This is a genomic window from Citrobacter sp. JUb117, from assembly GCF_024809055.1.
Taxonomy (GTDB): domain Bacteria; phylum Pseudomonadota; class Gammaproteobacteria; order Enterobacterales; family Enterobacteriaceae; genus Citrobacter; species Citrobacter gillenii.
The window spans coordinates 213,579-237,177 of sequence record NZ_JANUFB010000003.1; the positions used below are offsets into that span (position 1 = coordinate 213,579).

The window sequence follows — 23,599 nt, forward strand, 5'->3', positions numbered from 1 at the left end:
ACTTTAAAGAGGTTTTCTATGGCGCGTCGCCAATTTTCCAGCCAGTCACTGGTACTGATTGTTATTGCCATTGCCATCAATATGGTCGGTGGACAGCTCATCAGCATGGTGAAACTGCCTATTTTTCTCGACTCCATCGGCACCATTATCAGCGCGGTGCTATTAGGCCCGATTGTGGGAATGTTAACGGGATTACTCACCAACCTGCTGTGGGGGTTACTCACCGATCCGATCGCTGCCGCCTTCGCGCCGGTAGCCATGGTTATCGGGCTGGTCGCAGGATGGCTAGCACGAGCAGGATGGTTTCGTACCTTACCGAAAGTGGTGTTCAGCGGCGTGATCATTACCCTGGCCGTCACTGTCGTTGCCGTACCTATCCGCACCACCTTGTTTGGCGGCGTGACCGGCAGCGGCGCTGATTTATTTGTTGCCTGGATGCACTCGGTTGGCGAGGGTCTGGTTGAGTCGGTGGCTGTCACGGTGATTGGCGCCAATCTGGTAGATAAAATTCTCACCGCCGTGATTGTTTGGGTACTGTTGCGCCAGCTTCCATTGCGCACCACACGTCATTTTCCAACGATGTCTGCTGTGCGCTAAATGCACCCGTTTACCTCGTTAACCCTGTGGGCGCTGGCCGCATGTTCCACATTGCTGCTACCCGCGGGAATACCGCTTACCGTTTACAGCACGGTCGTGTTCCTGTTCTTACTGTGTATGCCAGCCACGCGTCCCCGGGCGAAATATGTCGTCTGGTTGATGGTGCCCCTGGGCGTTGGATTGTGGCTGGTCCACGGTGGCTGGTTGACCGAATGGATAAGCGGACAACCGCGCACGCCACAACGGTGGGCCGATGCCATCACGCTGTGGCTGCGGATCCTGGCAATTGTGTCAACGTCACAGCTGTGGATGCAGTACGTGCCGGTATCGCGGTTTATTCGCGCCCTATTTGCCTCCCGCCTGCCGCCCGGCGTTGCCTACCTGTTTGCAGGCCCGCTGCTGGTTGTTGAGCAACTCAAACGCCAGTTGGCGATTATTCACGAAGCCCAGCGCGCGCGCGGCGTGCCGTTGGACGAGCACTGGTATCAACGGCTGCGCGCCATGCCAGCGCTGATCGTGCCACTCACGCATAATGCGCTTAACGATCTGGTGGTTCGCGGGGCGGCACTGGACATGCGGGCCTTTCGTTTGCATCGTAGACGCACAACGTTATGGGCACCGGAGGACAGCACCTTACAACGCATTGCCCGCTACACGATGGTACTCGCCATGCTGGTCGAAACAGGAGTGTGGATATGGTTACGCTAGAGCAGTTTCGCTATCTCCCGACGCACGCCACGCGCCCACCAGCCTGCTTTGACTTCCACTATGCAGAACCCGGAATGGTGGCGATTTTCGGTGATAACGGCAGCGGAAAAAGTACGCTGGCACAGCTGATGGCAGGCTGGTACCCTGATTTTCTTCCCGGAGAGATTGAAGGGAAAGGAAAGTTGCTGGGAAATCCTGTCGGACAACTGTCACTCGTCGAGCAGTCGTGTACCATCCAACTGGTGCAGCAATCGCCTTATCTGCAGCTTTCTGGCTGCACATTCAGCGTGGAGGAAGAAGTGGCATTCGGCCCGGAGAACCTCTGCCTGCAGGAGGCTGAAATTATGCGTCGAATTGACGCGGCACTCACACTGACGGAATGCCAGTCGTTGCGCCATCGCCATCCAGGAACGCTTTCCGGCGGAGAAACACAGCGGGTGGTCATTGCCAGCGCACTAGCCATGCAACCCAGAATATTGATTCTGGATGAAGCATTCAGTCGTCTGACGGCGCAGGCCACCAGTATGTTGCTGGATCGGTTGCATCAATGGGCGCAGGAACAACAGGCGTTGATTGTGCTTTTCGAACGCGCCCCCCCCCCTTTTATCAGCCATTGTCAGCAGGTATGGCAACTGCGTGACGGAGCGCTATCCCCACAATGCTAACGCTTAACCAGGTGACGTATCGCTGGCCGAATGCCTCTTATAACTGCCTGCACAACATCTCGCTTAATCTTAACGCCGGTGAATGGCTGGCGCTGACGGGCGATAATGGCGCGGGAAAATCCACGCTGCTGCGCATCATGGCGGGCCTTCTGCCCCCCTCCTCTGGCACGATAATCTTGAGTGACAGGTCGATTGCGCAACTGAAAAACCGCGAAAGAGCTAAGGTGCTCGGCGTATTGTTTCAGGAAGCCGAAAACCAAATTTTTCACAGCAAGGTCGTAGAGGAAGTGGCCTTTGGTTTACGGTTACAAAAGCGCCCGCTAGCAGAGATTGCGCAACGTACTGCAGCAGCCCTGCAGTTATGTCAGTTAGCGGACGTCGCCGACGCTCATCCGCTGGATCTGCACACCGCGCAACGACGTATGGTCGCCGTCGCCAGCCTTGAAGCCATGGCACCGGCCCTTCTTCTGCTTGATGAACCGAGCCGGGATTTTGACGCACACTGGCTGGCGATATTTGAGAACTGGCTCGCGGTGTGCCGCGCACGGGGTACTAGCGTGGTCGCGATCAGCCATGACGTTGCATTTACGCAGCGTCATTTTTCTCGCGTAGTGCGCCTTGAAACGGGTCAGCTACGCCAAGAAAAAATCTGACGCACAAAAAAAACGGGCCGCCTGAGCGACCCGTTATACCGTTGTAATCGTAATTACAGCAGTTCTTTGGCTTTCGCAACCACGTTGTCTACGGTGAAGCCAAACTCTTCAAACAGCAGCTCAGCCGGAGCAGACTCACCAAAGGTGGTCATACCGATGATAGCGCCGTTCAGGCCCACGTATTTGAACCAGTAGTCCGCGATGCCCGCTTCAATTGCCACGCGAGCAGAGACAGCTTTCGGCAGCACGGATTCGCGATAAGCGGCATCCTGCTTGTCGAATGCATCGGTAGACGGCATAGAGACCACGCGCGCTTTAACGCCTTCCGCCGTCAGTTTGTCCCATGCAGCCACCGCCAGTTCAACTTCAGAACCGGTAGCAATGAAGATCAGCTCAGGCTGGCCAGCGCAATCTTTCAGCACGTAACCACCGCGTGCGATGTTTGCCAGCTGCTCTTCAGTACGTTCCTGCTGTGCCAGGTTCTGACGGGAGAGGATCAGAGCGGTCGGACCGTCCTGACGCTCAACGCCGTATTTCCACGCTACCGCAGATTCAACCTGGTCACATGGACGCCATGTGCTCATGTTCGGGGTCACGCGCAGAGAAGCAACCTGCTCTACCGGCTGGTGAGTCGGGCCATCTTCGCCCAAACCGATGGAATCGTGGGTATAGACCATCACTTGACGCTGTTTCATGAGTGCCGCCATACGCACCGCATTACGGGCATATTCAACGAACATCAGGAAGGTAGAGGTGTACGGCAGGAAACCACCGTGCAGCGCGATACCGTTAGCGATAGCGGTCATACCAAATTCACGAACACCGTAATGGATGTAGTTACCAGCAGCGTCTTCGTTAATGGCTTTAGAACCAGACCAGATAGTCAGGTTAGATGGGGCGAGGTCAGCGGAACCACCGAGGAATTCTGGCAGTAAATGACCAAACGCTTCAATAGCGTTCTGGGATGCTTTACGGCTGGCGATTTTGGACGGATTGGCCTGCAGTTTAGCAATGAACTCATTCGCTTTCGCATCGAAGTCAGATGGCATTTCACCTTTCATACGACGGGTGAATTCAGCGGCTTCCTGCGGGAAGGCTTTCGCATAAGCAGCGAATTTCTCGTTCCACGCCGCTTCTTTAACCTGACCTGCTTCTTTCGCATCCCACTGTGCGTAGATTTCAGACGGGATTTCAAACGGCGCGTATTTCCAGCCCAGCTGCTCGCGGGTCAGTGCAATTTCTGCGTCGCCCAGCGGTGCACCGTGAGAGTCGTGGGTGCCAGCTTTGTTCGGGGAACCGAAACCGATGATGGTTTTGCACATCAGCAGGGACGGTTTGTCGGTCACTGCGCGGGCTTCTTCTACTGCGCGCTTAATCGCATCAGCATCATGGCCATCAACGCCACGCACCACGTGCCAGCCGTAAGCTTCGAAACGCTTCGCGGTGTCATCAGTGAACCAGCCTTCAACGTGACCATCGATAGAAATACCGTTGTCATCGTAGAACGCAATCAGTTTGCCCAGCTTCAGCGTACCAGCCAGAGAACATACCTCGTGAGAGATACCTTCCATCATGCAGCCGTCGCCCATGAAGGCGTAGGTGAAGTGGTCAACAATGTCGTGACCTGGACGGTTAAACTGCGCCGCCAGCGTTTTTTCAGCGATAGCCATACCCACCGCGTTAGCGATGCCCTGACCCAGCGGACCGGTAGTCGTTTCCACACCCGCGGTATAACCCACTTCCGGGTGACCCGGCGTTTTGGAGTGCAGCTGACGGAAGTTCTGCAGCTCAGACATCGGCAGGTCGTAGCCGGAGAGGTGCAGCAAACTATAAATCAGCATTGAGCCGTGACCGTTTGACAACACGAAGCGGTCACGGTCAGCCCAGGACGGGTTATTTGGGTTGTGGTTCAGGAAATCACGCCACAGGACTTCGGCAATGTCAGCCATACCCATCGGGGCACCCGGATGACCGGATTTGGCTTTCTGTACTGCGTCCATGCTCAGCGCACGAATAGCATTGGCAAGCTCTTTACGTGAGGACATTTTGACTCCAGATCGGATAATGAAGGCTGTGCCCGGAACGACTTGACGACAGAGCGTTTTGGGCTACGCCGGAAAAAAGTGCCAACAATGTAACCCAAGCCGCGTGCCATGTACATGGAGCATCCTTTTACCGCTTCAGAAATCTCTGGATCCTGCACGCATGTTGCGCAATCTTCTCGCCCGCTTGTTGTTCTTTTCTTTATACTTAGGTTGAGCGTCGCATTACCTGCAAACGACGCATTTTTTAGAATAATCCTGACTTCGTGCGGAAGAGAAAAAATGAAAATTCGCGCTTTACTGCTTGCTATGAGCATGGCAACGGCATTGACCGGCTGCCAGAATATGGACTCCAACGGACTACTTTCATCTGGCGCAGGTGCTTTCCAGGCCTACAGTCTGAGCGATGCTCAGGTCATCGCGCTGAGCAACCAAGCCTGCCAGGATATGGACAGCAAAGCGACCATTGCTCCTGCCAGCAGTGAATATACCAAACGACTGAGCAAAATCGCCGCTGCGCTAGGCGATAACATCAACGGCCAGCCGGTGAATTACAAAGTCTATGTGGCGAAAGACGTTAACGCGTTTGCGATGGCAAATGGCTGCATCCGCGTGTACAGCGGCCTGATGGATATGATGACAGATAACGAAGTTGAGGCGGTTATTGGTCACGAAATGGGCCACGTTGCGCTGGGTCACGTGAAGAAAGGAATGCAAGTTGCGCTGGGAACCAACGCCGTGCGTGCCGCAGCGGCCTCTGCGGGCGGCATCGTCGGCAGCTTGTCGCAGTCTCAGCTTGGCGATCTGGGAGAAAAACTGGTGAACTCGCAGTTCTCCCAACGTCAGGAATCCGAAGCGGATGATTACTCGTATGATTTGTTGCGCAAACGCGGTATTAATCCGGCAGGCTTAGCCACCAGCTTTGAGAAACTGGCAAAACTGGAAGCCGGTCGTCAAAGCTCAATGTTTGACGACCATCCAGCCTCCGCCGAACGTGCGCAACATATTCGCGACCGCATGAGCGCAGACGGAATTAAGTAATCTTCAAACAGTGCCGGATGGCTGCGTAAACGCCTATCCGGCCTACAGATTCAACAACAATGTAGGCCGGATTAGCGTCAGCGACATCCGGCAAAATTGTCCGAAATCCGTTATTCGCCTTTCTTCGCCGCCTGGATATACAACATCTCCAGTGCCAGCGTTGCTGCTGCCAGCGCGGTGATCTCAGACTGATCGTAGGCCGGGGCCACTTCGACTACATCCATCCCGACAATATTCAGATCCTTCAGGCCACGCACCAGTTTGATCGCACGATCCGACGTCAGACCGCCGATCACTGGCGTACCCGTACCCGGAGCAAACGCCGGATCCAGGCAGTCGATATCAAAGGTCAGGTAAACCGGCATGTCACCGACAATCTGCTTCACCTGCGCAATGATGTCATCCACGCTGCGATCGTTCACCTGGCAGGCATCCAGTACGGTAAAGCCGTTGTCTTTGTCAAACTCGGTCCGAATACCGATCTGCACGGAATGGTTCGGATCGATCAGGCCTTCGTTCGGCGCGGTATAGAACATGGTGCCGTGGTCAAATTCACAGCCGTTAGCATAGGTGTCGGTGTGGGCATCAAAGTGCACCAGCGCCATTTTACCAAAGTGCTTAGCGTGCGCGCGCAGCAGCGGCAGCGTGACGAAGTGGTCACCGCCGAAGGAGAGCATGCGCTTGCCGGCAGAAAGCAGCTTTTCAGCATGCGCCTGCAATTTTTCACTCATTTCACGCGCATCGCCAAACGCATACACCAGATCGCCGCAGTCCACGACGTTCAGGCGTTCACGCATGTCAAAATTCCACGGGAAGCGGTTGTGCTCCCAGGCCAGATTGGTCGACACCTGACGGATCGCTGCCGGACCATGACGCCCACCCGCACGACCAGACGTCGCCATATCAAACGGTACGCCGGTAATAACCCAGTCGGCATCGCTGTCGTAGGGCTGGAAATTCATCGGCAGACGTAAAAAACCAAAGGCGTTAGAAACCAGGGAGTTGTCGTATTGATGACCTAAGGTGCTCATGTACTGACCTCTTATAAAATCGGTTAAAAAAAATCCCCTCCGCGTCGTTAAGCCCGACGAGGAAGGGATTGATTTACGTGACTACGTGTATGGGCGAATTATCGCCGCTAATTTGTCCAGGTTCAAGCGACCCAGAACAACCTTACTCGTCTTCGAGATAGGTATAGCCGTACAGTCCAGCCTCGAACTCTTCGAGGAACTGCTGTTGCAGCGCATCGTCCAGATCGGTCTGTTTAACCTGATCGCGGAAGTGGGTCAGCAACGTTTTTGGATCCAGCTGCACGTACTGCAACATGTCCGCGACGGTATCCCCTTCATCAGACAGCTCAACTTCAACGCTACCATCCGGGAAGACAAATACGTCGACCGCTTCGGTATCGCCGAACAGGTTGTGCATGTTGCCAAGGATTTCCTGGTACGCACCAACCATAAAGAAGCCCAGCATCGGCGGGTTCTCAGGATCGTACTCCGGCATCGGCATGGTGGTAGCAATACCATCGCCGTCAACATAATGGTCAATAGCACCGTCAGAGTCGCAGGTAATATCCAGCAGCACCGCACGGCGCTCAGGGACCTGGTTCAGTCCTTCCAGCGGCATGACCGGGAACAGCTGATCGATCCCCCACGCATCCGGCATCGACTGGAACAGTGAGAAGTTGACGTAAATCTTATCCGCCATACGCTCCTGCAGTTCGTCGATGATCGGACGGTGCGCGCGGTTGCTCGGGTCGAGCTGTTTCTGCACGTCATGGCACATGTTCAGATACAGCTGCTCTGCCCACGCGCGCTCATGCAGGCTGAAGGTTCCGGATGAATAGCCAATGTGAACATCGTGCAAATCCATCTGACTGTCGTGCAGCCATTCACGCAGCGAACGGCGGGTGCCCGGTTCGTGCATCTCCTGCCAGGTTTCCCACATGCTTTGCAGGGCACGCGGCGCATCGTCAGCCGGAGGCGTAGCTTCGGTGTGTTCGCTACGCTCAACGCCGATGATGTTAGACACCAGCACGGTATGGTGTGCGGTTACCGCACGACCGGACTCGGTAATTACCGTCGGATGCGGCAGGCCGTGTTCTTCACAGGCATCGCCAATCGCCCAGATAATATTGTTGGCGTATTCGTTCAGACCGTAGTTGACCGAACAGTCAGACTGCGAGCGTGTCCCTTCATAGTCCACGCCGAGGCCACCACCCACATCGAAGCACTGGATGTTTACGCCCAGTTTGTGCAGCTCAACGTAGAAACGCGCAGATTCACGTACGCCGGTGGCGATATCGCGAATGTTCGCCATCTGTGAACCGAGATGGAAGTGCAGCAATTGAATGCTGTCCAGACGACCGCGTTCGCGCAGAATTTCCACCAGTTGCAGTACCTGGTTCGCCGCCAGGCCGAACTTGGATTTTTCACCACCGGAGGACTGCCATTTACCAGAACCTTGCGAGGCCAGACGCGCACGCACGCCCAGACGCGGGACCACATTCAGCCGTTCGGCTTCATCCAGCACGATCGCGATTTCAGACATCTTCTCAATGACCAGATAGACCTTGTGGCCCATCTTCTCGCCAATCAGCGCCAGACGAATGTATTCGCGGTCTTTGTAACCATTACAGACAATCACGCTGCGGGTCATGCCCGCATGCGCCAGAACCGCCATCAGTTCGGCCTTAGAACCGGCTTCCAGTCCCAGCGGCTCACCGGAGTGAATCAGCGATTCAATCACACGACGGTGCTGATTAACCTTGATCGGATAAACGAGGAAATAATCACCCTTGTAGCCGTAAGATTCGCGGGCGCGTTTGAATGCGGCGTTAATCGAACGCAGACGGTGTTGCAGGATCTGTGGGAAACAGAACAGCGCAGGCAGACGTTGCCCCTGCGCTTCGCGAGCTTTTACCAGCTCGGCAAGATCAACACGTGCTTCCGGGACGTCAGGGTCCGGACACACGCTAATGTGACCGAGTTCGTTGACGTCATAGTAGTTATTACCCCACCAGGCAATATTGTAGGTACGCAGCATCTTGCTGGCTTCCTGGGAACTCATTGCAACCTCCTGCATGGAGCGTAGTACACCCTGTCCGCCTGCTGACGAAGGCGAACCCATAGAAATGTCGTCAGACATAGCGAACCTCAAATTTTATTAACAAGTGTAAAACAGTTGACTACTATCGCAATCCGAAGAAGCGATAACAACCCATAAACAGGCAGATTTTCCAGCAGATAGTGCTGACGCTCCGACTGTGCGACCGGTTTCTTTATCATTTCATTGTAAACACGTTACCGAACGTAGTACTGACAGTTCGGCGAAACCACGAGAAAACTCTTGTTTACCAAGAGCGCCCTTGTTCAGTCCTTAGTGACCGTTACCGGCTCTTGAGTCCTGAGATACGCCGGGATGGGTATACACTTCATCCTTCATGCAGCCTCGACGCAGCATGAATGATTTTATGTATATAACATCGACAGGTATGCAAAGCAGAGATGCAGATTGCGGGGGACATATGCACACCTGAACGGTGTGGCAGATTCAGCAGAATACAACGGTTCATTATCTCGTATCACCTCCACGGTCGCTCCAGACGGAACGAACCCACAAGCCAAAGCTAAAGTGTTAACCCGGCTGGAAGTGGCGACACGATGAAAACGTCGTGTGCTTTTTGTATAAGCCGCGCGCCGCGTTTTATACCGATAAGAGTACGAAAAAGCAAAAGATAAATGCGCGCATTGCCAGCACCGTCAGGAAAAATTTCCAGTTACATTTTCGGTACAATGCGACCGTAGTCAAAAAAAGCTGGAAATCGGGCGAAGAACTGTCCTAAAATAGCCGTCCAGATGTTAATCCATCTATACCGATTAACACTCAGACTGCCAGTGTCCGAAATCTGCAGACTCATGGTAGAATCTTCTACACATGGCTATTCCACTCGACAGTTTGAGCTAACCAAATTCTCCTTAGGTGAAATTAAATATGGCAAAACACCTTTTTACGTCCGAGTCCGTATCAGAAGGGCATCCTGACAAAATCGCTGACCAAATCTCTGATGCCGTGCTGGATGCAATCCTCGAACAGGATCCGAAAGCACGCGTCGCCTGCGAAACCTATGTCAAAACCGGTATGGTTTTAGTTGGCGGTGAAATCACCACCAGCGCATGGGTCGACATCGAAGAGATCACGCGTAATACGGTTCGCGAAATTGGCTATGTGCATTCCGACATGGGCTTTGACGCTAACTCTTGCGCAGTACTGAGCGCTATCGGTAAACAGTCTCCGGATATCAACCAGGGCGTTGACCGTGCCGATCCGCTGGAACAGGGCGCGGGCGATCAGGGTCTGATGTTTGGTTATGCCACCAACGAAACCGACGTGTTGATGCCGGCACCAATCACTTACGCTCACCGTCTGGTACAACGTCAGGCTGAAGTGCGTAAAAACGGCACCCTGTCGTGGCTGCGCCCGGATGCGAAAAGCCAGGTCACCTTCCAGTATGACGATGGCAAAATTGTCGGTATTGATGCGGTGGTTCTGTCTACTCAGCACTCTCAAGATGTTGACCAGAAAACACTGCAAGAAGCAGTGATGGAAGAGATCATCAAGCCGGTACTGCCGACCGAGTGGTTGAGCGCATCGACCAAATTCTTCATCAACCCAACCGGCCGTTTCGTTATCGGTGGCCCAATGGGTGACTGCGGTCTGACCGGTCGTAAGATCATCGTTGATACCTACGGCGGCATGGCTCGTCACGGTGGCGGCGCATTCTCAGGTAAAGATCCGTCTAAAGTTGACCGTTCTGCAGCCTACGCAGCCCGCTATGTCGCGAAAAATATCGTGGCTGCCGGTCTGGCTGACCGCTGTGAGATTCAGGTTTCCTACGCTATTGGCGTGGCAGAACCTACCTCTATCATGGTCGAAACCTTCGGTACCGAGAAAGTGCCAACTGAACAGCTGACCCTGCTGGTGCGTGAGTTCTTCGACCTGCGTCCATACGGCCTGATCCAGATGCTGGATCTGCTGCACCCGATCTATAAAGAAACCGCAGCCTACGGCCACTTTGGTCGCGAACATTTCCCATGGGAAAAAACCGACAAAGCGCAACAGCTGCGCGAAGCTGCCGGACTGAAGTAATTTACTGAATACCCCCGCTTACCAGGACCAGCCTTAAGGCTGGTCTTTTTTTGCCTGTACCTTAACGTCCCTCTCCTCCCTGACCTTCAATGCAAATGAAAGCGATTACATCCAGTCATTATCATAATGAATTGATTTTACATCCCCTAATTTCTACATTTTCATTATTGTTACATTACTTTTCAGTATCGTCTTAATTCCAGGCATTCACTTATTTTTCATTTTCATGAAACTTCATATTTTTCAGATAATTAACTTATAACAGCCGTGAATGCCAGTGTAAGCGATTACACTAATGTGATATTAATCTCATTTTTTCACCCCGTACTCACCTACCCTTAACATCAACAAAAATAAGTTACCCAACCTGGAGGGCATCATGCCTGGGAATAAAAAACAGGGGCGTTCCAACAAAGCCATGACATTTTTTGTCTGCTTTCTTGCCGCCCTGGCAGGATTACTTTTTGGCCTGGATATCGGCGTGATTGCCGGTGCATTACCGTTCATCACCGACGAGTTTCAAATTACCCCGCACACTCAGGAATGGGTGGTCAGCTCCATGATGTTTGGCGCAGCTGTAGGTGCTGTCGGCAGCGGCTGGCTCTCCTTCAAGCTTGGACGTAAAAAAAGCCTGATGATCGGCGCGATCCTGTTTGTCGCCGGCTCGCTGTTCTCCGCCGCGGCGCCTAACGTGGAAGTACTGCTTCTCTCCCGTATCCTGCTGGGTCTGGCCGTGGGCGTTGCGTCTTACACTGCGCCACTGTATCTGTCTGAAATTGCACCGGAAAAAATTCGTGGCAGTATGATTTCCATGTATCAGCTGATGATTACCATCGGGATCCTCGGGGCCTATCTATCCGATACCGCCTTTAGCTATAGCGGTGCATGGCGCTGGATGCTGGGCGTGATCATCATTCCGGCCCTGCTGCTGCTGGTTGGCGTGTTCTTCCTGCCGGACAGCCCGCGCTGGTTCGCCGCTAAACGTCGCTTCGTCGATGCCGAACGCGTGCTGTTGCGTCTGCGTGATACCAGTGCAGAAGCGAAACGCGAGCTGGATGAAATTCGTGAAAGCCTGCAGGTAAAACAGAGTGGCTGGGCGCTGTTTAAAGAAAACAGCAACTTCCGCCGCGCGGTATTCCTTGGCGTACTGTTACAGGTGATGCAGCAGTTCACCGGGATGAACGTCATCATGTACTACGCACCAAAAATCTTTGAACTGGCGGGCTATACCAACACCACCGAGCAGATGTGGGGCACCGTTATCGTGGGTTTGACCAACGTGCTGGCGACCTTTATCGCCATTGGCCTGGTTGACCGCTGGGGCCGTAAACCGACGCTGATCCTCGGCTTTATCGTGATGGCTATCGGTATGGGCGTGCTGGGCACAATGATGCACATTGGTATCCACTCCGCTGCCGCCCAGTACTTTGCCGTACTGATGCTGCTGATGTTTATCGTTGGCTTCGCGATGAGTGCCGGTCCGCTGATTTGGGTACTGTGCTCTGAAATCCAGCCGCTGAAAGGCCGCGATTTCGGTATCACCTGCTCTACCGCAACCAACTGGATTGCCAACATGATCGTCGGCGCAACCTTCCTGACGATGCTGAACTCGCTGGGCAGCGCCAACACCTTCTGGGTCTACGGCGGCCTGAACGTCCTGTTCATCTTCCTGACCTTGTGGCTGATTCCGGAAACCAAAAACGTCTCCCTGGAACACATTGAACGTAACCTGATGAAAGGCCGTAAACTGCGCGAAATTGGCGCACACGACTAATCACCTGCGGCTTCCTCCCCTCGCGGGGGGAAGCCTGCCTCTTGCAGTCCTTTTCCTGTCGCACTATCCTCTGGCGTTATGAAAACCTCTCGTCTCCCCATCGCCATCCAGCAAGCCGTTATGCGCAGCCTGCGGGAAAAACTTGCCCTCGCCAATCTCAAGCTCGAACGCAATTATCCGGAACCTAAGCTTGTGTACCAACAGCGCGGCACTGCTGCGGGTACTGCGTGGCTGCAAAGCAATGAAATTCGCCTCAACCCGGTGCTGCTGATGGAAAACGTCGAGGCGTTTATCAACGAGGTCGTACCGCATGAACTGGCACATTTGCTGGTGTGGAAGCACTTTGGCCGCGTACCGCCTCACGGGAAAGAGTGGAAATGGATGATGGAGAGCGTGCTGGGCGTTCCGGCCCGGCGTACGCATCAGTTCGAACTGCAATCCGTGCAGCGCAATACCTTTACTTACCGCTGCAAGTGCCAGGAGCATCAGTTGACCGTCCGCCGACATAACCGCATTGTGCGTGGTGAGGCCACCTACCGCTGCGTCCACTGTGGCGAACCGTTGATTCCCGGGCCGCAGGAAAACCCGGCGAAGGCCTGACATCCTCGTTCATCAATCCAAAAAAGATAATGAACTCAACGTTTCCTGCAATAAGAGCCTTTCCTCCCCCTTCAGCGTTTGCAGCGGAAAGGGGAGACAAGGCGCAGACACTTTCCCCATCATTTCTGCCACCGTCGCGATCACCCTCAGGCTACCGTGCCGTTGATAAAAGGCCCACAGAGGCTGGAGCGCGCTATCCAGTTGCCGGGTTTTGACGTGATCTCCCGTCAACGCGGCATTGGCTAAAGCACGTGAATAATGCGGGAACAAGCCTGCCAGGACGGAATACCAGACATCGCCTCCGGCTAACAGCCCTGAGGCAGCCTGACCGTCGCCACTGACACCAATAGAGACACCTGCCGGAAGACTGTTTTTTAGCCTGGCGATCCGTTCAGAGGTGAATGAAGCCAGTTTAATCGAACCAATAGCCGGTAAATTTGACAGCGCGATAAGCAGGTCATCGCTAAATTCAAACCCGGTGGTGGCGGGATTATCATAAATACATAGCGGCACCGACAGCTCGCGAGTGACTCGATCGTACAGATCAAAAACTTCATCCACGCTCAGCCGCTGGTAAGAGACCGGGGCCATCAAAACGCCGCTGACACCCGCCTGCTGCGCATCATCCATAAGATGCAGAATTTCTTCGACTCGTACGCTGCCAATGCTGGTAATAACGGGGATACCAGATGCCGCCTCAAGCGCTAGCCGGGTAACGCGTAGGCGCTGTTCACGCGTCAGGTAGGCATAGCTCCCGGTTGAACCCAGCACACCGATGGAATCAACGCCGGCACCGGCAATATTCTCAATTAGAGAAAGCCATGTATTTTCATCAACCTCACCCGCCCTCAGCGGCGTAAGCGGAAACGCGCTCAACCCTTTCTTCATCTTTTTCCCCGGTCATTAATTCGATAAAAACGGCTGTTATCTGGGCAATCTGCGCAACGCCCTGGTTCGCGCTCGTGACACGCTACTGTATGAGCAGGCGCGCTAAACAAGCAAACAATAATCCGCCGATAGCGCCTTGTTACTCAAAAGTAATTTCTGGAACTTATATGATTTAGCTGATTGCATCTGCCCGACGCTTTCGTTACGTTGCGGGCTCGTTTTGACACGGAGTGTGTGATGTACCGTAATCTTTCTATGGCAGTGGCGTTATTGGCTACTGCACTCTCTGGCCCGGCATTCGCCGAAGGTATCAACAGTTTCTCCCAGGCGAAAGCCGCTGGTGTAAAAGTTAATGCCGATGCGCCCGGCGATTTCTACTGCGGCTGTAAAATTAACTGGCAGGGCAAAAAAGGGGTCGTTGACCTCGAATCCTGCGGCTATAAAGTGCGGAAAAACGAAAACCGCGCCAGCCGTATTGAATGGGAACACGTGGTTCCGGCCTGGCAATTTGGTCATCAACGCCAGTGCTGGCAGGACGGTGGACGTAAAAATTGCGCCAAAGATCCGGTCTATCGCAAGATGGAAAGCGATATGCACAACCTGCAACCGGCAGTGGGTGAAGTAAATGGCGATCGCGCGAACTTTATGTACAGCCAGTGGAACGGCGGCGAAGGCCAGTATGGGCAGTGTGACATGAAGGTCGATTTCAAAGAAAAAGTGGCTGAGCCGCCTGCGCGCGCTCGCGGCGCCATCGCGCGCACCTATTTTTACATGCGCGACCAGTACAACCTGACGCTTTCCCGTCAGCAAACCCAGCTTTTTAACGCCTGGAATAAACAGTATCCAGTGAACGACTGGGAGTGCGAACGCGACGAACGTATTGCGAAGGTACAGGGCAACCATAACCCATACGTGCAACGCGCTTGCCAGGCGCAAAAGAGCTAACCTACACTAGCGTCAATATTTTAACCCATGCCCTGCCGTTTTGTCGGCCAGGGCCATGACGCGGATGGTTAACTATGCGCATTCCTCGCATTTATCACCCTGAACCACTCACGGCAGGCAGCCAAATTTCACTGTGTGAAGATGCCGCCAACCATATCGGTCGCGTGCTGCGCATGGGACCGGGCCAGGCTCTTCAACTATTTGACGGCAGCAACCAGGTGTTTGACGCCGAGATCACCCACGCCAGCAAGAAAAGCGTGGATGTGAAGATACTGAGCGCCGAACTCGACGATCGCGAATCTCCCTTGCATATTCATCTTGGGCAGGTGATGTCGCGCGGTGAAAAAATGGAATTTACTATCCAGAAATCGATTGAACTGGGTGTAAGCCTCATTACGCCACTTTTTTCTGAGCGCTGCGGCGTTAAACTGGACAGTGAACGCCTGAACAAGAAGCTCCAGCAGTGGCAGAAAATTGCGATTGCCGCCTGCGAGCAATGCGGTCGTAACCGGGTGCCTGAAATTCGCCCGGCAATGGATCTGGAAGCCTGGTGTGCCGAGCAGGACGAGGGGCTAAAACTGAACCTGCACCCGCGTGCCAGCGCCAGTATTAACACGCTTCCGCTGCCGGTAGAGCGCATCCGGCTGCTGATTGGACCTGAAGGCGGGCTGTCGGCAGATGAAATTGCCATGACTGCACGCTATCAGTTTACTGATATTCTGTTAGGACCTCGCGTTCTGCGTACTGAGACAACTGCGCTCACCGCCATTACCGCGCTACAGGTGCGATTTGGCGATCTGGGCTAACGGAGAAGAACAATGATCAAGCTCGGCATCGTGATGGATCCCATCGCAAGCATCAACATCAAGAAAGATTCCAGCTTTGCTATGCTGCTGGAAGCACAACGTCGTGGTTACGAACTTCACTATATGGAGATGGCCGATCTTTATCTGATTAACGGTGAAGCCCGCGCCCGCACGCGTACCCTGAGCGTAGAGCAGAACTACGACAAATGGTATGAGTTCAACAGCGAACAAGATCTACCACTGGCTGACCTGGACGTCATTCTGATGCGTAAGGATCCGCCGTTTGATACCGAATTCATCTACGCCACCTATATTCTGGAACGTGCAGAAGAGCAAGGGACGCTGATCGTGAACAAACCGCAGAGCCTGCGCGATTGTAACGAAAAGCTGTTCACCGCCTGGTTCGCGGACCTGACGCCAGAAACGCTGGTCACGCGTAACAAAGCGCAGCTGAAAGCCTTCTGGCAAAAACACAGCGATATCATTCTCAAGCCGCTGGACGGCATGGGCGGTGCATCGATCTTCCGCGTGAAGGAAGGCGATCCGAACCTCGGTGTAATTGCCGAAACGCTGACCGAACACGGTACCCGCTACTGCATGGCGCAGAACTACCTGCCGGCAATTAAAGACGGCGACAAACGCGTACTGGTGGTCGATGGCGAACCCGTTCCCTACTGCCTGGCACGCATTCCACAGGGCGGTGAAACCCGTGGTAATCTGGCGGCCGGTGGCCGTGGCGAACCTCGTCCGCTGACCGACAGCGACTGGGAAATTGCACGTCGTATCGGGCCAACGCTGAAAGCCAAAGGACTGATTTTTGTCGGTCTGGATATCATCGGCGATCGCCTGACGGAAATTAACGTCACCAGCCCAACCTGTATTCGCGAAATTGAGGCGGAGTTCCCGGTGTCCATTACCGGTATGCTGATGGATGCCATTGAAGCTCGCTTAGCCAAGTAAACCTGCGCCGGATGACGACGCCACGGTGTCTTATCCGGCCTACAATTGCACCCCGTTGGCCGGATAAGGCGAAGCCGATATCCGGCAATGTTATTTTCAGAGGGTGACAACTTAACGCTTTCCTCGCATACTGACCGTTGTTGCTTTTTTGAACCAGGAAACAGAACCTCTGACAATGAATTTACAGCATCACTTTCTTATTGCCATGCCTGCTCTCCAGGATCCGATTTTCCGCCGTTCCGTGGTCTACATTTGCGAACATAATGAAAATGGCGCAATGGGGATTATCGTCAATAAACCCCTGGAAAACTTACAGATTGCAGGGATTCTGGAAAAGCTGAAGATTACCCCTGAGACACGCGATCCGGCGATTCGCCTGGATAAAGCCGTGATGCTCGGAGGCCCGTTAGCAGAAGAGCGTGGGTTTATTTTGCATACTCCTCCTTCACGCTTCGCCTCCAGCATTCGTATTTCGGACAACACCATTATCACTACTTCCCGCGATGTACTGGAAACCTTAGGCACTCAGGAACAACCTTCCGAGGTGCTGGTCGCCCTGGGGTATTCATCATGGGAAAAAGGCCAACTGGAGCAAGAGTTGCTGGATAACGCCTGGCTCACCGCCCCCGCGGATCTCAATATTCTGTTTAAAACGCCGATTGCCGACCGCTGGCGCGACGCGGCCAAACTTATCGGGATCGATATCCTGACCATGCCTGGCGTGGCGGGACACGCATAATGAGCGAAACATTACTCTCCTTTGATTTTGGGACCAAAAGTATTGGCGTGGCGATTGGTCAGCGCATTACAGGTACTGCCAGACCGCTGCCTGCCATCAAAGCGCAGGACGGCACGCCAGACTGGAACGTGATTGAACGCCTGCTAAAAGAGTGGCAACCGGATGAAATCATTGTCGGTCTGCCGCTCAATATGGACGGCACCGAGCAGCCGCTTACTGCGCGCGCGCGCAAGTTTGCCAACCGTATTCATGGCCGCTTTGGCGTCACTGTTACGCTGCACGACGAACGTCTGAGCACCGTCGAGGCACGTTCCGGCCTGTTTGAACAAGGCGGGTACCGGGCGCTGAATAAAGGCAAAGTAGACTCCGCGTCTGCCGTCGTTATTCTCGAAAGCTATTTCGAACAAGGTTACTAAGGCTCATATTTACAGCCTGCCTTGCGCCTGACGCTGCTGCAGGCTCTGGGCAAATGTTTGCATACCCGCTTGTTGCCCGGTTTGTATCACGCCGGGTAGTTGGTGGGTTTTCCCTTCACGGATCAGATTACTCACAGCCGACGTATTGACCAGCAGTTCAAATAACGCCACCCGCCCACCCTGCCTGTCGGCTTCCAGTTTTTGTGCGAGCACCGCCCGCAAGCTACCCGCCAGTTGATTACGCACCGGGTCTTTTTCCTGTGCAGGGAACGTATCCACCAGCCGCTCCACCGCCTGCGCCGCACCGCGCGTATGCAGCGTTGCCAGCACCAGATGCCCCGTTTCCGCCGCCGTCAGTGCCAGACGAATCGTCTCGCTGTCGCGCAGTTCCCCCAGTAAAATCACGTCAGGATCTTCACGCAATGCCGCCCGCAGGCCGGCAGCAAAAGAAAGGCAGTGCACGCCAATCTCACGCTGTTGGATCAGACAACGCTGGCTGGTATAGCGGAATTCAATCGGGTCTTCCAGGGTCAGAATATGCCCGTCAACGTGCTGATTGAGAGAGTCCACCATCGCCGCCAGCGTCGTCGACTTACCGCTGCCCGTCGCCCCGGTCACCAGAATCAACCCGTTTTCGCTGTGCAGCAGTTCTGGCAACGCAGCGGGCGTCTGGAGATCATCCAGGCACGGGCAATCAAGCGGCAGCAGTCTCAGCGCCAGTGACGTTCCCTGCTGATGCGTAAATGCGCTGGCCCGTAAACGCCGGGAATCCGCCAGTGCGATAGCAAAATCAACCTGACCCTTTTCCCGCCACTGTACCTGTTGTTGCTCACTGAGCCATAACATCAGCAGCTTCTCCACGTCAGGCGCGGTAAACGGGGCAATTTCTACCCTTCCACATATGCGCCAGCGCGCAGGCCATGCATTGCACAGGTGTAGATCCGACACGTTATGCTTTACACTAAGGGCCACTATTTCTTCCATATTCATATGAACATCCTCGGAAAATGAACGATATCGCGCATAACCTGGCACATGTCAGGGAGAAAATCTCAGCCGCCGCGACGCGTTGCGGGCGGTCTTCAGAAGACGTTACGTTGCTTGCAGTGAGCAAAACCAAACCTGCGAGCGCCATCGAAGAAGCCATTGCTGCCGGGCAGCATGCCTTTGGGGAAAACTATGTTCAGGAAGGCGTGGATAAGATCCGCTACTTCAGCGAAAACGGCGTGACTGGACTGCAGTGGCACTTTATCGGCCCGTTGCAGTCCAACAAAAGCCGTCTGGTGGCTGAACATTTTGACTGGTGCCACACGATAGACCGTTTGCGCATCGCCACCCGACTCAGCGAACAGCGCCCGGCAGACCTACCGCCGCTAAATGTGCTGATTCAAATAAACATCTGCGATGAGAACAGCAAGTCAGGTATTCCGCTGGCAGAGCTTGATGCCCTGGTCGCAGACGTCGCCGCTCTGCCGCACATTACCCTGCGTGGACTGATGGCAATCCCGGCGCCTGAGTCAGATTATGTAAGGCAGTTTGAAGTTGCACAGCAAATGGCTGTAGCATTTGCCGGGTTGAAAACACGCTACCCGACAGTCGATACGCTCTCGTTGGGAATGTCTGATGATATGGATGCCGCCATCGCGGCGGGTAGCACGATGGTGCGCATTGGCACTGCCATTTTTGGTGCTCGTGATTACACAAAAAATTAAGGAAAACTGAGGAACACCATGAATACGTTGACCTTCCTGCTCTCAACGGTAATTGAGCTGTATACCATGGCGCTGTTATTGCGCGTGTGGATGCAGTGGTCTCGCTGCGATTTTTACAATCCGTTTTCGCAGTTCATTGTAAAAATCACTCAGCCTATTATTGGGCCGTTACGCCGAATTATTCCCCCGATGGGGCCGATTGATAGCGCATCGTTACTGGTCGCGTTAGTGCTCAGCTTTATCAAAGCTATTGTGCTGTTCAAAGTGGTCACGTTCCAACCCATTATCTGGATCGCCGCCGTACTGATCGTCCTGAAGACTATCGGGCTGCTGATTTTCTGGGTACTGCTGGTGATGGCCATCATGAGCTGGGTCAGCCAGGGCCGCAGCCCTGTAGAATACGTACTGATTCAACTAGCGGATCCGCTGCTGCGTCCTATTCGTCGTATCCTTCCAGGAATGGGCGGGATCGACTTCTCCCCGATGATCCTGGTGCTGCTACTCTATGTCATCAACATGGGGATCGCAGAAGTGTTACAAGCGACAGGCAACATGCTGCTGCCGGGGCTGTGGATGGCGCTATGAGTGCCGTAACACCCTGCGATGACGGTCTGGTTTTACGGCTCTACATTCAGCCTAAAGCCAGCCGTGACAGTATTGTGGGTTTACATGGCGACGAAGTAAAAGTCGCCATTACCGCCCCACCGGTCGATGGGCAAGCCAACAGCCATCTGGTGAAGTTTCTCGGTAAACAGTTCCGCGTGGCGAAAAGCCAGGTCGTTATTGAGAAGGGCGAGCTTGGCCGCCACAAACAGGTTAAAATCATTCATCCGCAACAGATCCCGCCAGAAATTGCGGCGCTAACTGATTAGGTATCCCATGCAAAAAGTTGTCCTCGCGACCGGCAATGCCGGTAAAGTGCGTGAACTCGCCTCTCTCCTGAGCGACTTCGGGCTTGATGTCGTTGCCCAAACGGATCTGGGCGTTGATTCCGCAGAAGAAACCGGCCTGACGTTTATTGAAAACGCCATTCTGAAGGCGCGTCATGCCGCGCAAATCACCGGTCTGCCGGCCATTGCCGATGATTCCGGCCTGGCCGTTGACGCCCTCGGCGGGGCACCGGGGATTTATTCTGCTCGCTATTCTGGTGAAGATGCGACTGACAGACAAAATCTGGATAAACTGCTGCACACCCTGCAGGATATCCCGGACGAAAAACGTCAGGCACAGTTCCATTGTGTACTGGTGTATATGCGCCACGCAGATGACCCAACCCCTGTTGTATGTCACGGACGCTGGCCGGGCGTGATCGCTCGTGAGCCTGCCGGAGACGGTGGTTTTGGCTACGACCCTATCTTCTTTGTACCGTCTGAGGGTAAAACCGCAGCCGAACTGACCCGCGAAGAAAAGAGTGCTATTTCCCACCGTGGACAGGCACTAAAACTGCTGCTGGATGCGCTGCGTAATGGTTAAGTTGCCACCGCTGAGTCTTTATATCCACATCCCGTGGTGCGTGCAGAAATGCCCCTACTGCGACTTCAACTCGCATGCGTTAAAGGGCGAAGTTCCCCATGACGATTACGTTGGGCATCTGCTGAGCGATCTGGATGCCAACGTCGCCTACGCGCAGGGACGCGAAGTAAAGACCATTTTTATTGGTGGCGGTACGCCGAGCCTGCTCTCTGGCCCGGCAATGCAAACGCTGCTGGATGGCGTGCGTGCGCGTCTGAATCTGGCGGCGGATGCCGAAATCACGATGGAAGCCAATCCCGGTACGGTGGAAGCCGATCGGTTTGTCGATTATCAACGCGCTGGAGTTAACCGCATCTCGATTGGCGTGCAAAGTTTTAGCGCCGCCAAGCTTGAGCGACTGGGGCGTATTCACGGGCCAGAAGAAGCCAAACGCGCGGCGAATCTGGCTGACGGTCTGGGATTGCGCAGCTTTAACCTCGATTTGATGCACGGCCTGCCGGATCAAACGCTGGAAGAAGCGCTGGGCGATTTACAGCAGGCCATTGAGCTTAACCCCCCGCATCTCTCCTGGTATCAGCTCACTATTGAGCCCAACACGTTGTTTGGTTCGCGCCCGCCGGTGCTACCGGATGATGACGCCCTGTGGGATATTTTTGAGCAAGGCCACCGGTTGCTGACCGCCGCCGGCTATCAGCAATATGAAACCTCGGCCTATGCAAAACCGGGATATCAGTGCCAGCACAACCTGAACTACTGGCGTTTTGGCGACTATCTTGGCATTGGCTGCGGGGCTCACGGCAAGGTCACCTTCCCGGACGGACGTATCCTGCGCACCACCAAAACCCGACATCCGCGCGGTTACATGCAGGGACGTTATCTCGAAAGCGAGCGTGATGTCGCCGAGGCTGATAAGCCATTTGAGTTCTTTATGAACCGCTTCCGCTTGCTGGAGGCCGCACCGCGTGTGGAATTCACCCACTATACCGGGCTTGCCGAAGAGGTGATTCGGGCACAGATTGATGAGGCTATCGCCCAGGGATATCTGACGCAGAGCGATGAGTACTGGCAGATTACCCAGCACGGTAAGCTGTTTTTAAACTCACTGCTGGAGCTGTTTCTGGCGGAGTAACGCGGAAAACCGTAATGAATGTTGGCCTGATAAGGCTTTGAGCCACCATCCGGCAAATTGCCTGATGGCGCTGCGCTTATCAGGCCTACAGGGTTAGGTCGATAAGCGCAGCCACCTTCATCGATTAGTACTGATTAAACATTTCCTGGATCTGTTTAGGATCTTTAGTCTGTGTCAGCGCCAATTGCAGCAGCACGCGAGCTTTTTGTGGGTTCAGCGAGCCAGATGCCACAAATCCGTACTTCGCATCATCGATTTCAGCATCCTGCGTGGTGGAGCCAGTAGGTACGCGGGAAGAACGCACGACCACGGTACCTTTGTGCGCAGCGGTTGCCAGCGTATCGAAAATGGTTTTATACAGGTTACCATTACCCACACCAGCACTCACAATCCCGGCGTATCCGGCATCGACCAGCGCTTTTGCCGGCAGATCGGAGGCGTTAGCGTAGTTATAGATAATGCCCACCTTCGGCAGCTCGGTCAGCTTAGAGACATCGAATGGCGTTGCGGAAGTATGCTTGCGCGCAGGCGTACGCTGGTAATCAATTTTACCGTTATGGATATAGCCCAGCGGGCCATAGTTGACGGCTTTGAAGGTCGCGACATCCGTGGTGTTGGTCTTGGTCACATCACGGCCATCCAGGACAGTGTCGTTCATCACCACCAGCACACCGCGGTTAGCAGACGCTTTATCCGCCGCGGTCACCACGGCGTTATACAGGTTGAACGGGCCATCGGCGCTCATACCCGTAGACGGACGCATTGCGCCGACCAACACCACTGGCTTGTTGCACTTGACGGTCAGATCGAGGAAATACGCGGTTTCTTCCATAGTATCCGTACCATGGGTCACCACGAAGCCGTCGGTTTTATCACATTCGGTGTTGATCTTCTTCGCCAGCGTTAACCAGACGTCGTCATTCATGTCCTGCGAGCCAATATTCACCACCTGCTCGCCTTTAACGACGGCAATATCTTTCAGTTGCGGCACCGCATCGACCAGATTTTCTACGCCAACTTTACCCGCCGTGTAGTTGGATTTTGTTGCGGAATCACCGCCACCAGCAATCGTCCCGCCGGTAGCCAGAATGGTGATATTGGGTAATGCGAGCGCTGCGCCGCTGAACCCCATAACCAGTGCTGCCAGTGCCGTTTTTCTGAAAAAATCCATGTTATTACTCCGGTTATTTGAATTTGCCGCATTATGTCAACCTGACAGATGAATAATGTGACCTCTTCCAATTAACCAGACTTATATATTTATAAATTTGTTATTTTTAGAGATGGATATCAAAAAACA

General features: G+C 54.1%; 25 protein-coding genes and 1 pseudogene. 18 read left to right on the forward strand and 8 right to left on the reverse strand.

Annotation, left to right across the window (positions count from 1 at the left end; all coding sequences use genetic code 11):
* Nucleotides 1–18 precede the first annotated feature (18 nt).
* Genes M2374_RS08390 through M2374_RS08405 form a run of 4 tightly spaced genes read left to right on the forward strand, consistent with a single transcriptional unit; the run spans nt 19 to nt 2,623 of the window.
* A complete protein-coding gene (locus M2374_RS08390) occupies nt 19–597 on the forward strand; it encodes an ECF transporter S component (protein WP_135911441.1) in 579 nt (192 codons plus the stop codon).
* Nucleotides 598–1,305, forward strand: a complete 708-nt coding sequence (locus tag M2374_RS08395; protein ID WP_146717838.1) for an energy-coupling factor transporter transmembrane component T — start codon at nt 598–600, stop codon at nt 1,303–1,305. It begins immediately after the preceding gene.
* Nucleotides 1,293–1,970 carry an ABC transporter ATP-binding protein gene (locus M2374_RS08400; RefSeq protein WP_181688753.1) on the forward strand — a complete coding sequence of 226 codons (678 nt, stop codon included), beginning with the start codon at nt 1,293–1,295 and terminating at the stop codon, nt 1,968–1,970. Before M2374_RS08395 ends, M2374_RS08400 begins: the two co-directional genes overlap by 13 nt.
* Entirely contained in the window at nt 1,964–2,623 is a 660-nt protein-coding gene (locus M2374_RS08405) for an ABC transporter ATP-binding protein (protein WP_117342637.1), read from the forward strand. The genes M2374_RS08400 and M2374_RS08405 overlap by 7 nt, the downstream gene beginning before the upstream one ends.
* A gap of 53 nt (nt 2,624–2,676) precedes the next feature.
* On the opposite strand, the gene tkt is transcribed toward M2374_RS08405, so the two are convergent.
* Complete coding sequence (gene tkt / locus M2374_RS08410) at nt 2,677–4,668, reverse strand: transketolase (RefSeq protein WP_137362195.1); 1,992 nt, start codon at nt 4,666–4,668, stop codon at nt 2,677–2,679.
* A gap of 279 nt (nt 4,669–4,947) precedes the next feature.
* Here tkt and M2374_RS08415 point away from each other — a divergent pair, with 279 nt between their 5' ends.
* On the forward strand, nt 4,948–5,706 hold the full coding sequence (locus M2374_RS08415) for a M48 family metallopeptidase (protein WP_096755757.1): 759 nt from the start codon (nt 4,948–4,950) through the stop codon (nt 5,704–5,706).
* A gap of 110 nt (nt 5,707–5,816) precedes the next feature.
* Here the strand turns inward: M2374_RS08415 and speB are convergent, their stop codons facing one another.
* The 4 genes and pseudogenes from speB to M2374_RS22285 all read right to left on the reverse strand — a co-directional run.
* A complete protein-coding gene (gene speB, locus M2374_RS08420; RefSeq protein WP_096755756.1) occupies nt 5,817–6,737 on the reverse strand; it encodes an agmatinase in 921 nt (306 codons plus the stop codon).
* 142 nt (nt 6,738–6,879) lie between these two features.
* Nucleotides 6,880–8,856 carry a biosynthetic arginine decarboxylase gene (speA, locus tag M2374_RS08425; RefSeq protein WP_146717835.1) on the reverse strand — a complete coding sequence of 659 codons (1,977 nt, stop codon included), beginning with the start codon at nt 8,854–8,856 and terminating at the stop codon, nt 6,880–6,882.
* Between the two features lie 8 nt (nt 8,857–8,864).
* The gene (gene yqgB, locus M2374_RS08430; RefSeq protein WP_115257520.1) at nt 8,865–8,996 is read right to left on the reverse strand and encodes an acid stress response protein YqgB; all 132 of its coding nucleotides are present in this window, start codon (nt 8,994–8,996) and stop codon (nt 8,865–8,867) included.
* A 185-nt stretch (nt 8,997–9,181) separates the two neighbouring features.
* A pseudogene (locus M2374_RS22285) lies at nt 9,182–9,283 on the reverse strand (hypothetical protein); the annotation flags it as partial.
* A 419-nt stretch (nt 9,284–9,702) separates the two neighbouring features.
* Between M2374_RS22285 and metK the strand changes: the two are divergent.
* The 3 genes from metK (at nt 9,703) to M2374_RS08445 (ending at nt 13,231) form a co-directional block, all read left to right on the forward strand.
* Nucleotides 9,703–10,857 carry a methionine adenosyltransferase gene (gene metK, locus M2374_RS08435; protein WP_115257519.1) on the forward strand — a complete coding sequence of 385 codons (1,155 nt, stop codon included), beginning with the start codon at nt 9,703–9,705 and terminating at the stop codon, nt 10,855–10,857.
* Between the two features lie 379 nt (nt 10,858–11,236).
* Entirely contained in the window at nt 11,237–12,631 is a 1,395-nt protein-coding gene (gene galP, locus M2374_RS08440) for a galactose/proton symporter (protein ID WP_096755752.1), read from the forward strand.
* A 78-nt stretch (nt 12,632–12,709) separates the two neighbouring features.
* Nucleotides 12,710–13,231 carry a SprT family zinc-dependent metalloprotease gene (locus M2374_RS08445; RefSeq protein WP_115257518.1) on the forward strand — a complete coding sequence of 174 codons (522 nt, stop codon included), beginning with the start codon at nt 12,710–12,712 and terminating at the stop codon, nt 13,229–13,231.
* Nucleotides 13,232–13,243: 12 nt separating this feature from the next.
* Here the strand turns inward: M2374_RS08445 and M2374_RS08450 are convergent, their stop codons facing one another.
* Nucleotides 13,244–14,119, reverse strand: coding sequence for a dihydrodipicolinate synthase family protein (locus M2374_RS08450; RefSeq protein WP_135911437.1), 876 nt, complete (start codon nt 14,117–14,119; stop codon nt 13,244–13,246).
* Between the two features lie 237 nt (nt 14,120–14,356).
* Here M2374_RS08450 and endA point away from each other — a divergent pair, with 237 nt between their 5' ends.
* The 5 genes from endA (at nt 14,357) to ruvX (ending at nt 17,985) form a co-directional block, all read left to right on the forward strand.
* Nucleotides 14,357–15,064 (forward strand): deoxyribonuclease I, encoded by a 708-nt coding sequence (gene endA, locus M2374_RS08455; RefSeq protein ID WP_181688752.1) that lies wholly within the window; start codon nt 14,357–14,359, stop codon nt 15,062–15,064.
* Nucleotides 15,065–15,138: 74 nt separating this feature from the next.
* Nucleotides 15,139–15,870 (forward strand): 16S rRNA (uracil(1498)-N(3))-methyltransferase, encoded by a 732-nt coding sequence (gene rsmE / locus M2374_RS08460; RefSeq protein ID WP_096755748.1) that lies wholly within the window; start codon nt 15,139–15,141, stop codon nt 15,868–15,870.
* Between the two features lie 12 nt (nt 15,871–15,882).
* Nucleotides 15,883–16,830 (forward strand): glutathione synthase, encoded by a 948-nt coding sequence (gene gshB / locus M2374_RS08465; RefSeq protein WP_117342642.1) that lies wholly within the window; start codon nt 15,883–15,885, stop codon nt 16,828–16,830.
* A gap of 175 nt (nt 16,831–17,005) precedes the next feature.
* The gene (locus tag M2374_RS08470; RefSeq protein WP_096755746.1) at nt 17,006–17,569 is read left to right on the forward strand and encodes a YqgE/AlgH family protein; all 564 of its coding nucleotides are present in this window, start codon (nt 17,006–17,008) and stop codon (nt 17,567–17,569) included.
* Nucleotides 17,569–17,985 (forward strand): Holliday junction resolvase RuvX, encoded by a 417-nt coding sequence (gene ruvX, locus M2374_RS08475; RefSeq protein ID WP_096755745.1) that lies wholly within the window; start codon nt 17,569–17,571, stop codon nt 17,983–17,985. The genes M2374_RS08470 and ruvX overlap by 1 nt, the downstream gene beginning before the upstream one ends.
* Before the next feature lie 9 nt (nt 17,986–17,994).
* On the opposite strand, the gene M2374_RS08480 is transcribed toward ruvX, so the two are convergent.
* Nucleotides 17,995–18,975 carry a type IV pilus twitching motility protein PilT gene (locus M2374_RS08480; RefSeq protein WP_181506578.1) on the reverse strand — a complete coding sequence of 327 codons (981 nt, stop codon included), beginning with the start codon at nt 18,973–18,975 and terminating at the stop codon, nt 17,995–17,997.
* A 17-nt stretch (nt 18,976–18,992) separates the two neighbouring features.
* On the opposite strand from M2374_RS08480, the gene M2374_RS08485 reads away from it, so the two are divergent.
* From M2374_RS08485 to hemW, 5 genes are read left to right on the forward strand one after another with little or no spacing between them, the layout of a single operon-like run.
* A complete protein-coding gene (locus M2374_RS08485) occupies nt 18,993–19,697 on the forward strand; it encodes a YggS family pyridoxal phosphate-dependent enzyme (protein WP_181688751.1) in 705 nt (234 codons plus the stop codon).
* Nucleotides 19,698–19,715: 18 nt separating this feature from the next.
* The gene (locus M2374_RS08490; protein ID WP_096755742.1) at nt 19,716–20,282 is read left to right on the forward strand and encodes a YggT family protein; all 567 of its coding nucleotides are present in this window, start codon (nt 19,716–19,718) and stop codon (nt 20,280–20,282) included.
* A complete protein-coding gene (gene yggU, locus M2374_RS08495; RefSeq protein ID WP_003027101.1) occupies nt 20,279–20,569 on the forward strand; it encodes a DUF167 family protein YggU in 291 nt (96 codons plus the stop codon). Before M2374_RS08490 ends, yggU begins: the two co-directional genes overlap by 4 nt.
* Before the next feature lie 7 nt (nt 20,570–20,576).
* Nucleotides 20,577–21,170 carry an XTP/dITP diphosphatase gene (locus M2374_RS08500; protein WP_137362190.1) on the forward strand — a complete coding sequence of 198 codons (594 nt, stop codon included), beginning with the start codon at nt 20,577–20,579 and terminating at the stop codon, nt 21,168–21,170.
* Nucleotides 21,163–22,299, forward strand: coding sequence for a radical SAM family heme chaperone HemW (gene hemW, locus M2374_RS08505; RefSeq protein ID WP_181540404.1), 1,137 nt, complete (start codon nt 21,163–21,165; stop codon nt 22,297–22,299). The genes M2374_RS08500 and hemW overlap by 8 nt, the downstream gene beginning before the upstream one ends.
* 124 nt (nt 22,300–22,423) lie before the next feature.
* Here the strand turns inward: hemW and ansB are convergent, their stop codons facing one another.
* Entirely contained in the window at nt 22,424–23,470 is a 1,047-nt protein-coding gene (gene ansB / locus M2374_RS08510) for an L-asparaginase 2 (protein WP_096755739.1), read from the reverse strand.
* Nucleotides 23,471–23,599: the final 129 nt, after the last annotated feature.

What these genes read in the sequence shown, in the direction of transcription:
- M2374_RS08390 (WP_135911441.1), top strand. Translation starts at nt 19, where the DNA reads ATGGCGCGTCGCCAATTTTCCAGCCAGTCACTGGTACTGATTGTTATT.
- M2374_RS08395 (WP_146717838.1), top strand. Translation starts at nt 598, where the DNA reads ATGCACCCGTTTACCTCGTTAACCCTGTGGGCGCTGGCCGCATGTTCC.
- M2374_RS08400 (WP_181688753.1), top strand. Translation starts at nt 1,293, where the DNA reads ATGGTTACGCTAGAGCAGTTTCGCTATCTCCCGACGCACGCCACGCGC.
- M2374_RS08405 (WP_117342637.1), top strand. Translation starts at nt 1,964, where the DNA reads ATGCTAACGCTTAACCAGGTGACGTATCGCTGGCCGAATGCCTCTTAT.
- tkt (WP_137362195.1), bottom strand. Translation starts at nt 4,668, where the DNA reads ATGTCCTCACGTAAAGAGCTTGCCAATGCTATTCGTGCGCTGAGCATG.
- M2374_RS08415 (WP_096755757.1), top strand. Translation starts at nt 4,948, where the DNA reads ATGAAAATTCGCGCTTTACTGCTTGCTATGAGCATGGCAACGGCATTG.
- speB (WP_096755756.1), bottom strand. Translation starts at nt 6,737, where the DNA reads ATGAGCACCTTAGGTCATCAATACGACAACTCCCTGGTTTCTAACGCC.
- speA (WP_146717835.1), bottom strand. Translation starts at nt 8,856, where the DNA reads ATGTCTGACGACATTTCTATGGGTTCGCCTTCGTCAGCAGGCGGACAG.
- yqgB (WP_115257520.1), bottom strand. Translation starts at nt 8,996, where the DNA reads ATGATAAAGAAACCGGTCGCACAGTCGGAGCGTCAGCACTATCTGCTG.
- metK (WP_115257519.1), top strand. Translation starts at nt 9,703, where the DNA reads ATGGCAAAACACCTTTTTACGTCCGAGTCCGTATCAGAAGGGCATCCT.
- galP (WP_096755752.1), top strand. Translation starts at nt 11,237, where the DNA reads ATGCCTGGGAATAAAAAACAGGGGCGTTCCAACAAAGCCATGACATTT.
- M2374_RS08445 (WP_115257518.1), top strand. Translation starts at nt 12,710, where the DNA reads ATGAAAACCTCTCGTCTCCCCATCGCCATCCAGCAAGCCGTTATGCGC.
- M2374_RS08450 (WP_135911437.1), bottom strand. Translation starts at nt 14,119, where the DNA reads ATGAAGAAAGGGTTGAGCGCGTTTCCGCTTACGCCGCTGAGGGCGGGT.
- endA (WP_181688752.1), top strand. Translation starts at nt 14,357, where the DNA reads ATGTACCGTAATCTTTCTATGGCAGTGGCGTTATTGGCTACTGCACTC.
- rsmE (WP_096755748.1), top strand. Translation starts at nt 15,139, where the DNA reads ATGCGCATTCCTCGCATTTATCACCCTGAACCACTCACGGCAGGCAGC.
- gshB (WP_117342642.1), top strand. Translation starts at nt 15,883, where the DNA reads ATGATCAAGCTCGGCATCGTGATGGATCCCATCGCAAGCATCAACATC.
- M2374_RS08470 (WP_096755746.1), top strand. Translation starts at nt 17,006, where the DNA reads ATGAATTTACAGCATCACTTTCTTATTGCCATGCCTGCTCTCCAGGAT.
- ruvX (WP_096755745.1), top strand. Translation starts at nt 17,569, where the DNA reads ATGAGCGAAACATTACTCTCCTTTGATTTTGGGACCAAAAGTATTGGC.
- M2374_RS08480 (WP_181506578.1), bottom strand. Translation starts at nt 18,975, where the DNA reads ATGAATATGGAAGAAATAGTGGCCCTTAGTGTAAAGCATAACGTGTCG.
- M2374_RS08485 (WP_181688751.1), top strand. Translation starts at nt 18,993, where the DNA reads ATGAACGATATCGCGCATAACCTGGCACATGTCAGGGAGAAAATCTCA.
- M2374_RS08490 (WP_096755742.1), top strand. Translation starts at nt 19,716, where the DNA reads ATGAATACGTTGACCTTCCTGCTCTCAACGGTAATTGAGCTGTATACC.
- yggU (WP_003027101.1), top strand. Translation starts at nt 20,279, where the DNA reads ATGAGTGCCGTAACACCCTGCGATGACGGTCTGGTTTTACGGCTCTAC.
- M2374_RS08500 (WP_137362190.1), top strand. Translation starts at nt 20,577, where the DNA reads ATGCAAAAAGTTGTCCTCGCGACCGGCAATGCCGGTAAAGTGCGTGAA.
- hemW (WP_181540404.1), top strand. Translation starts at nt 21,163, where the DNA reads ATGGTTAAGTTGCCACCGCTGAGTCTTTATATCCACATCCCGTGGTGC.
- ansB (WP_096755739.1), bottom strand. Translation starts at nt 23,470, where the DNA reads ATGGATTTTTTCAGAAAAACGGCACTGGCAGCACTGGTTATGGGGTTC.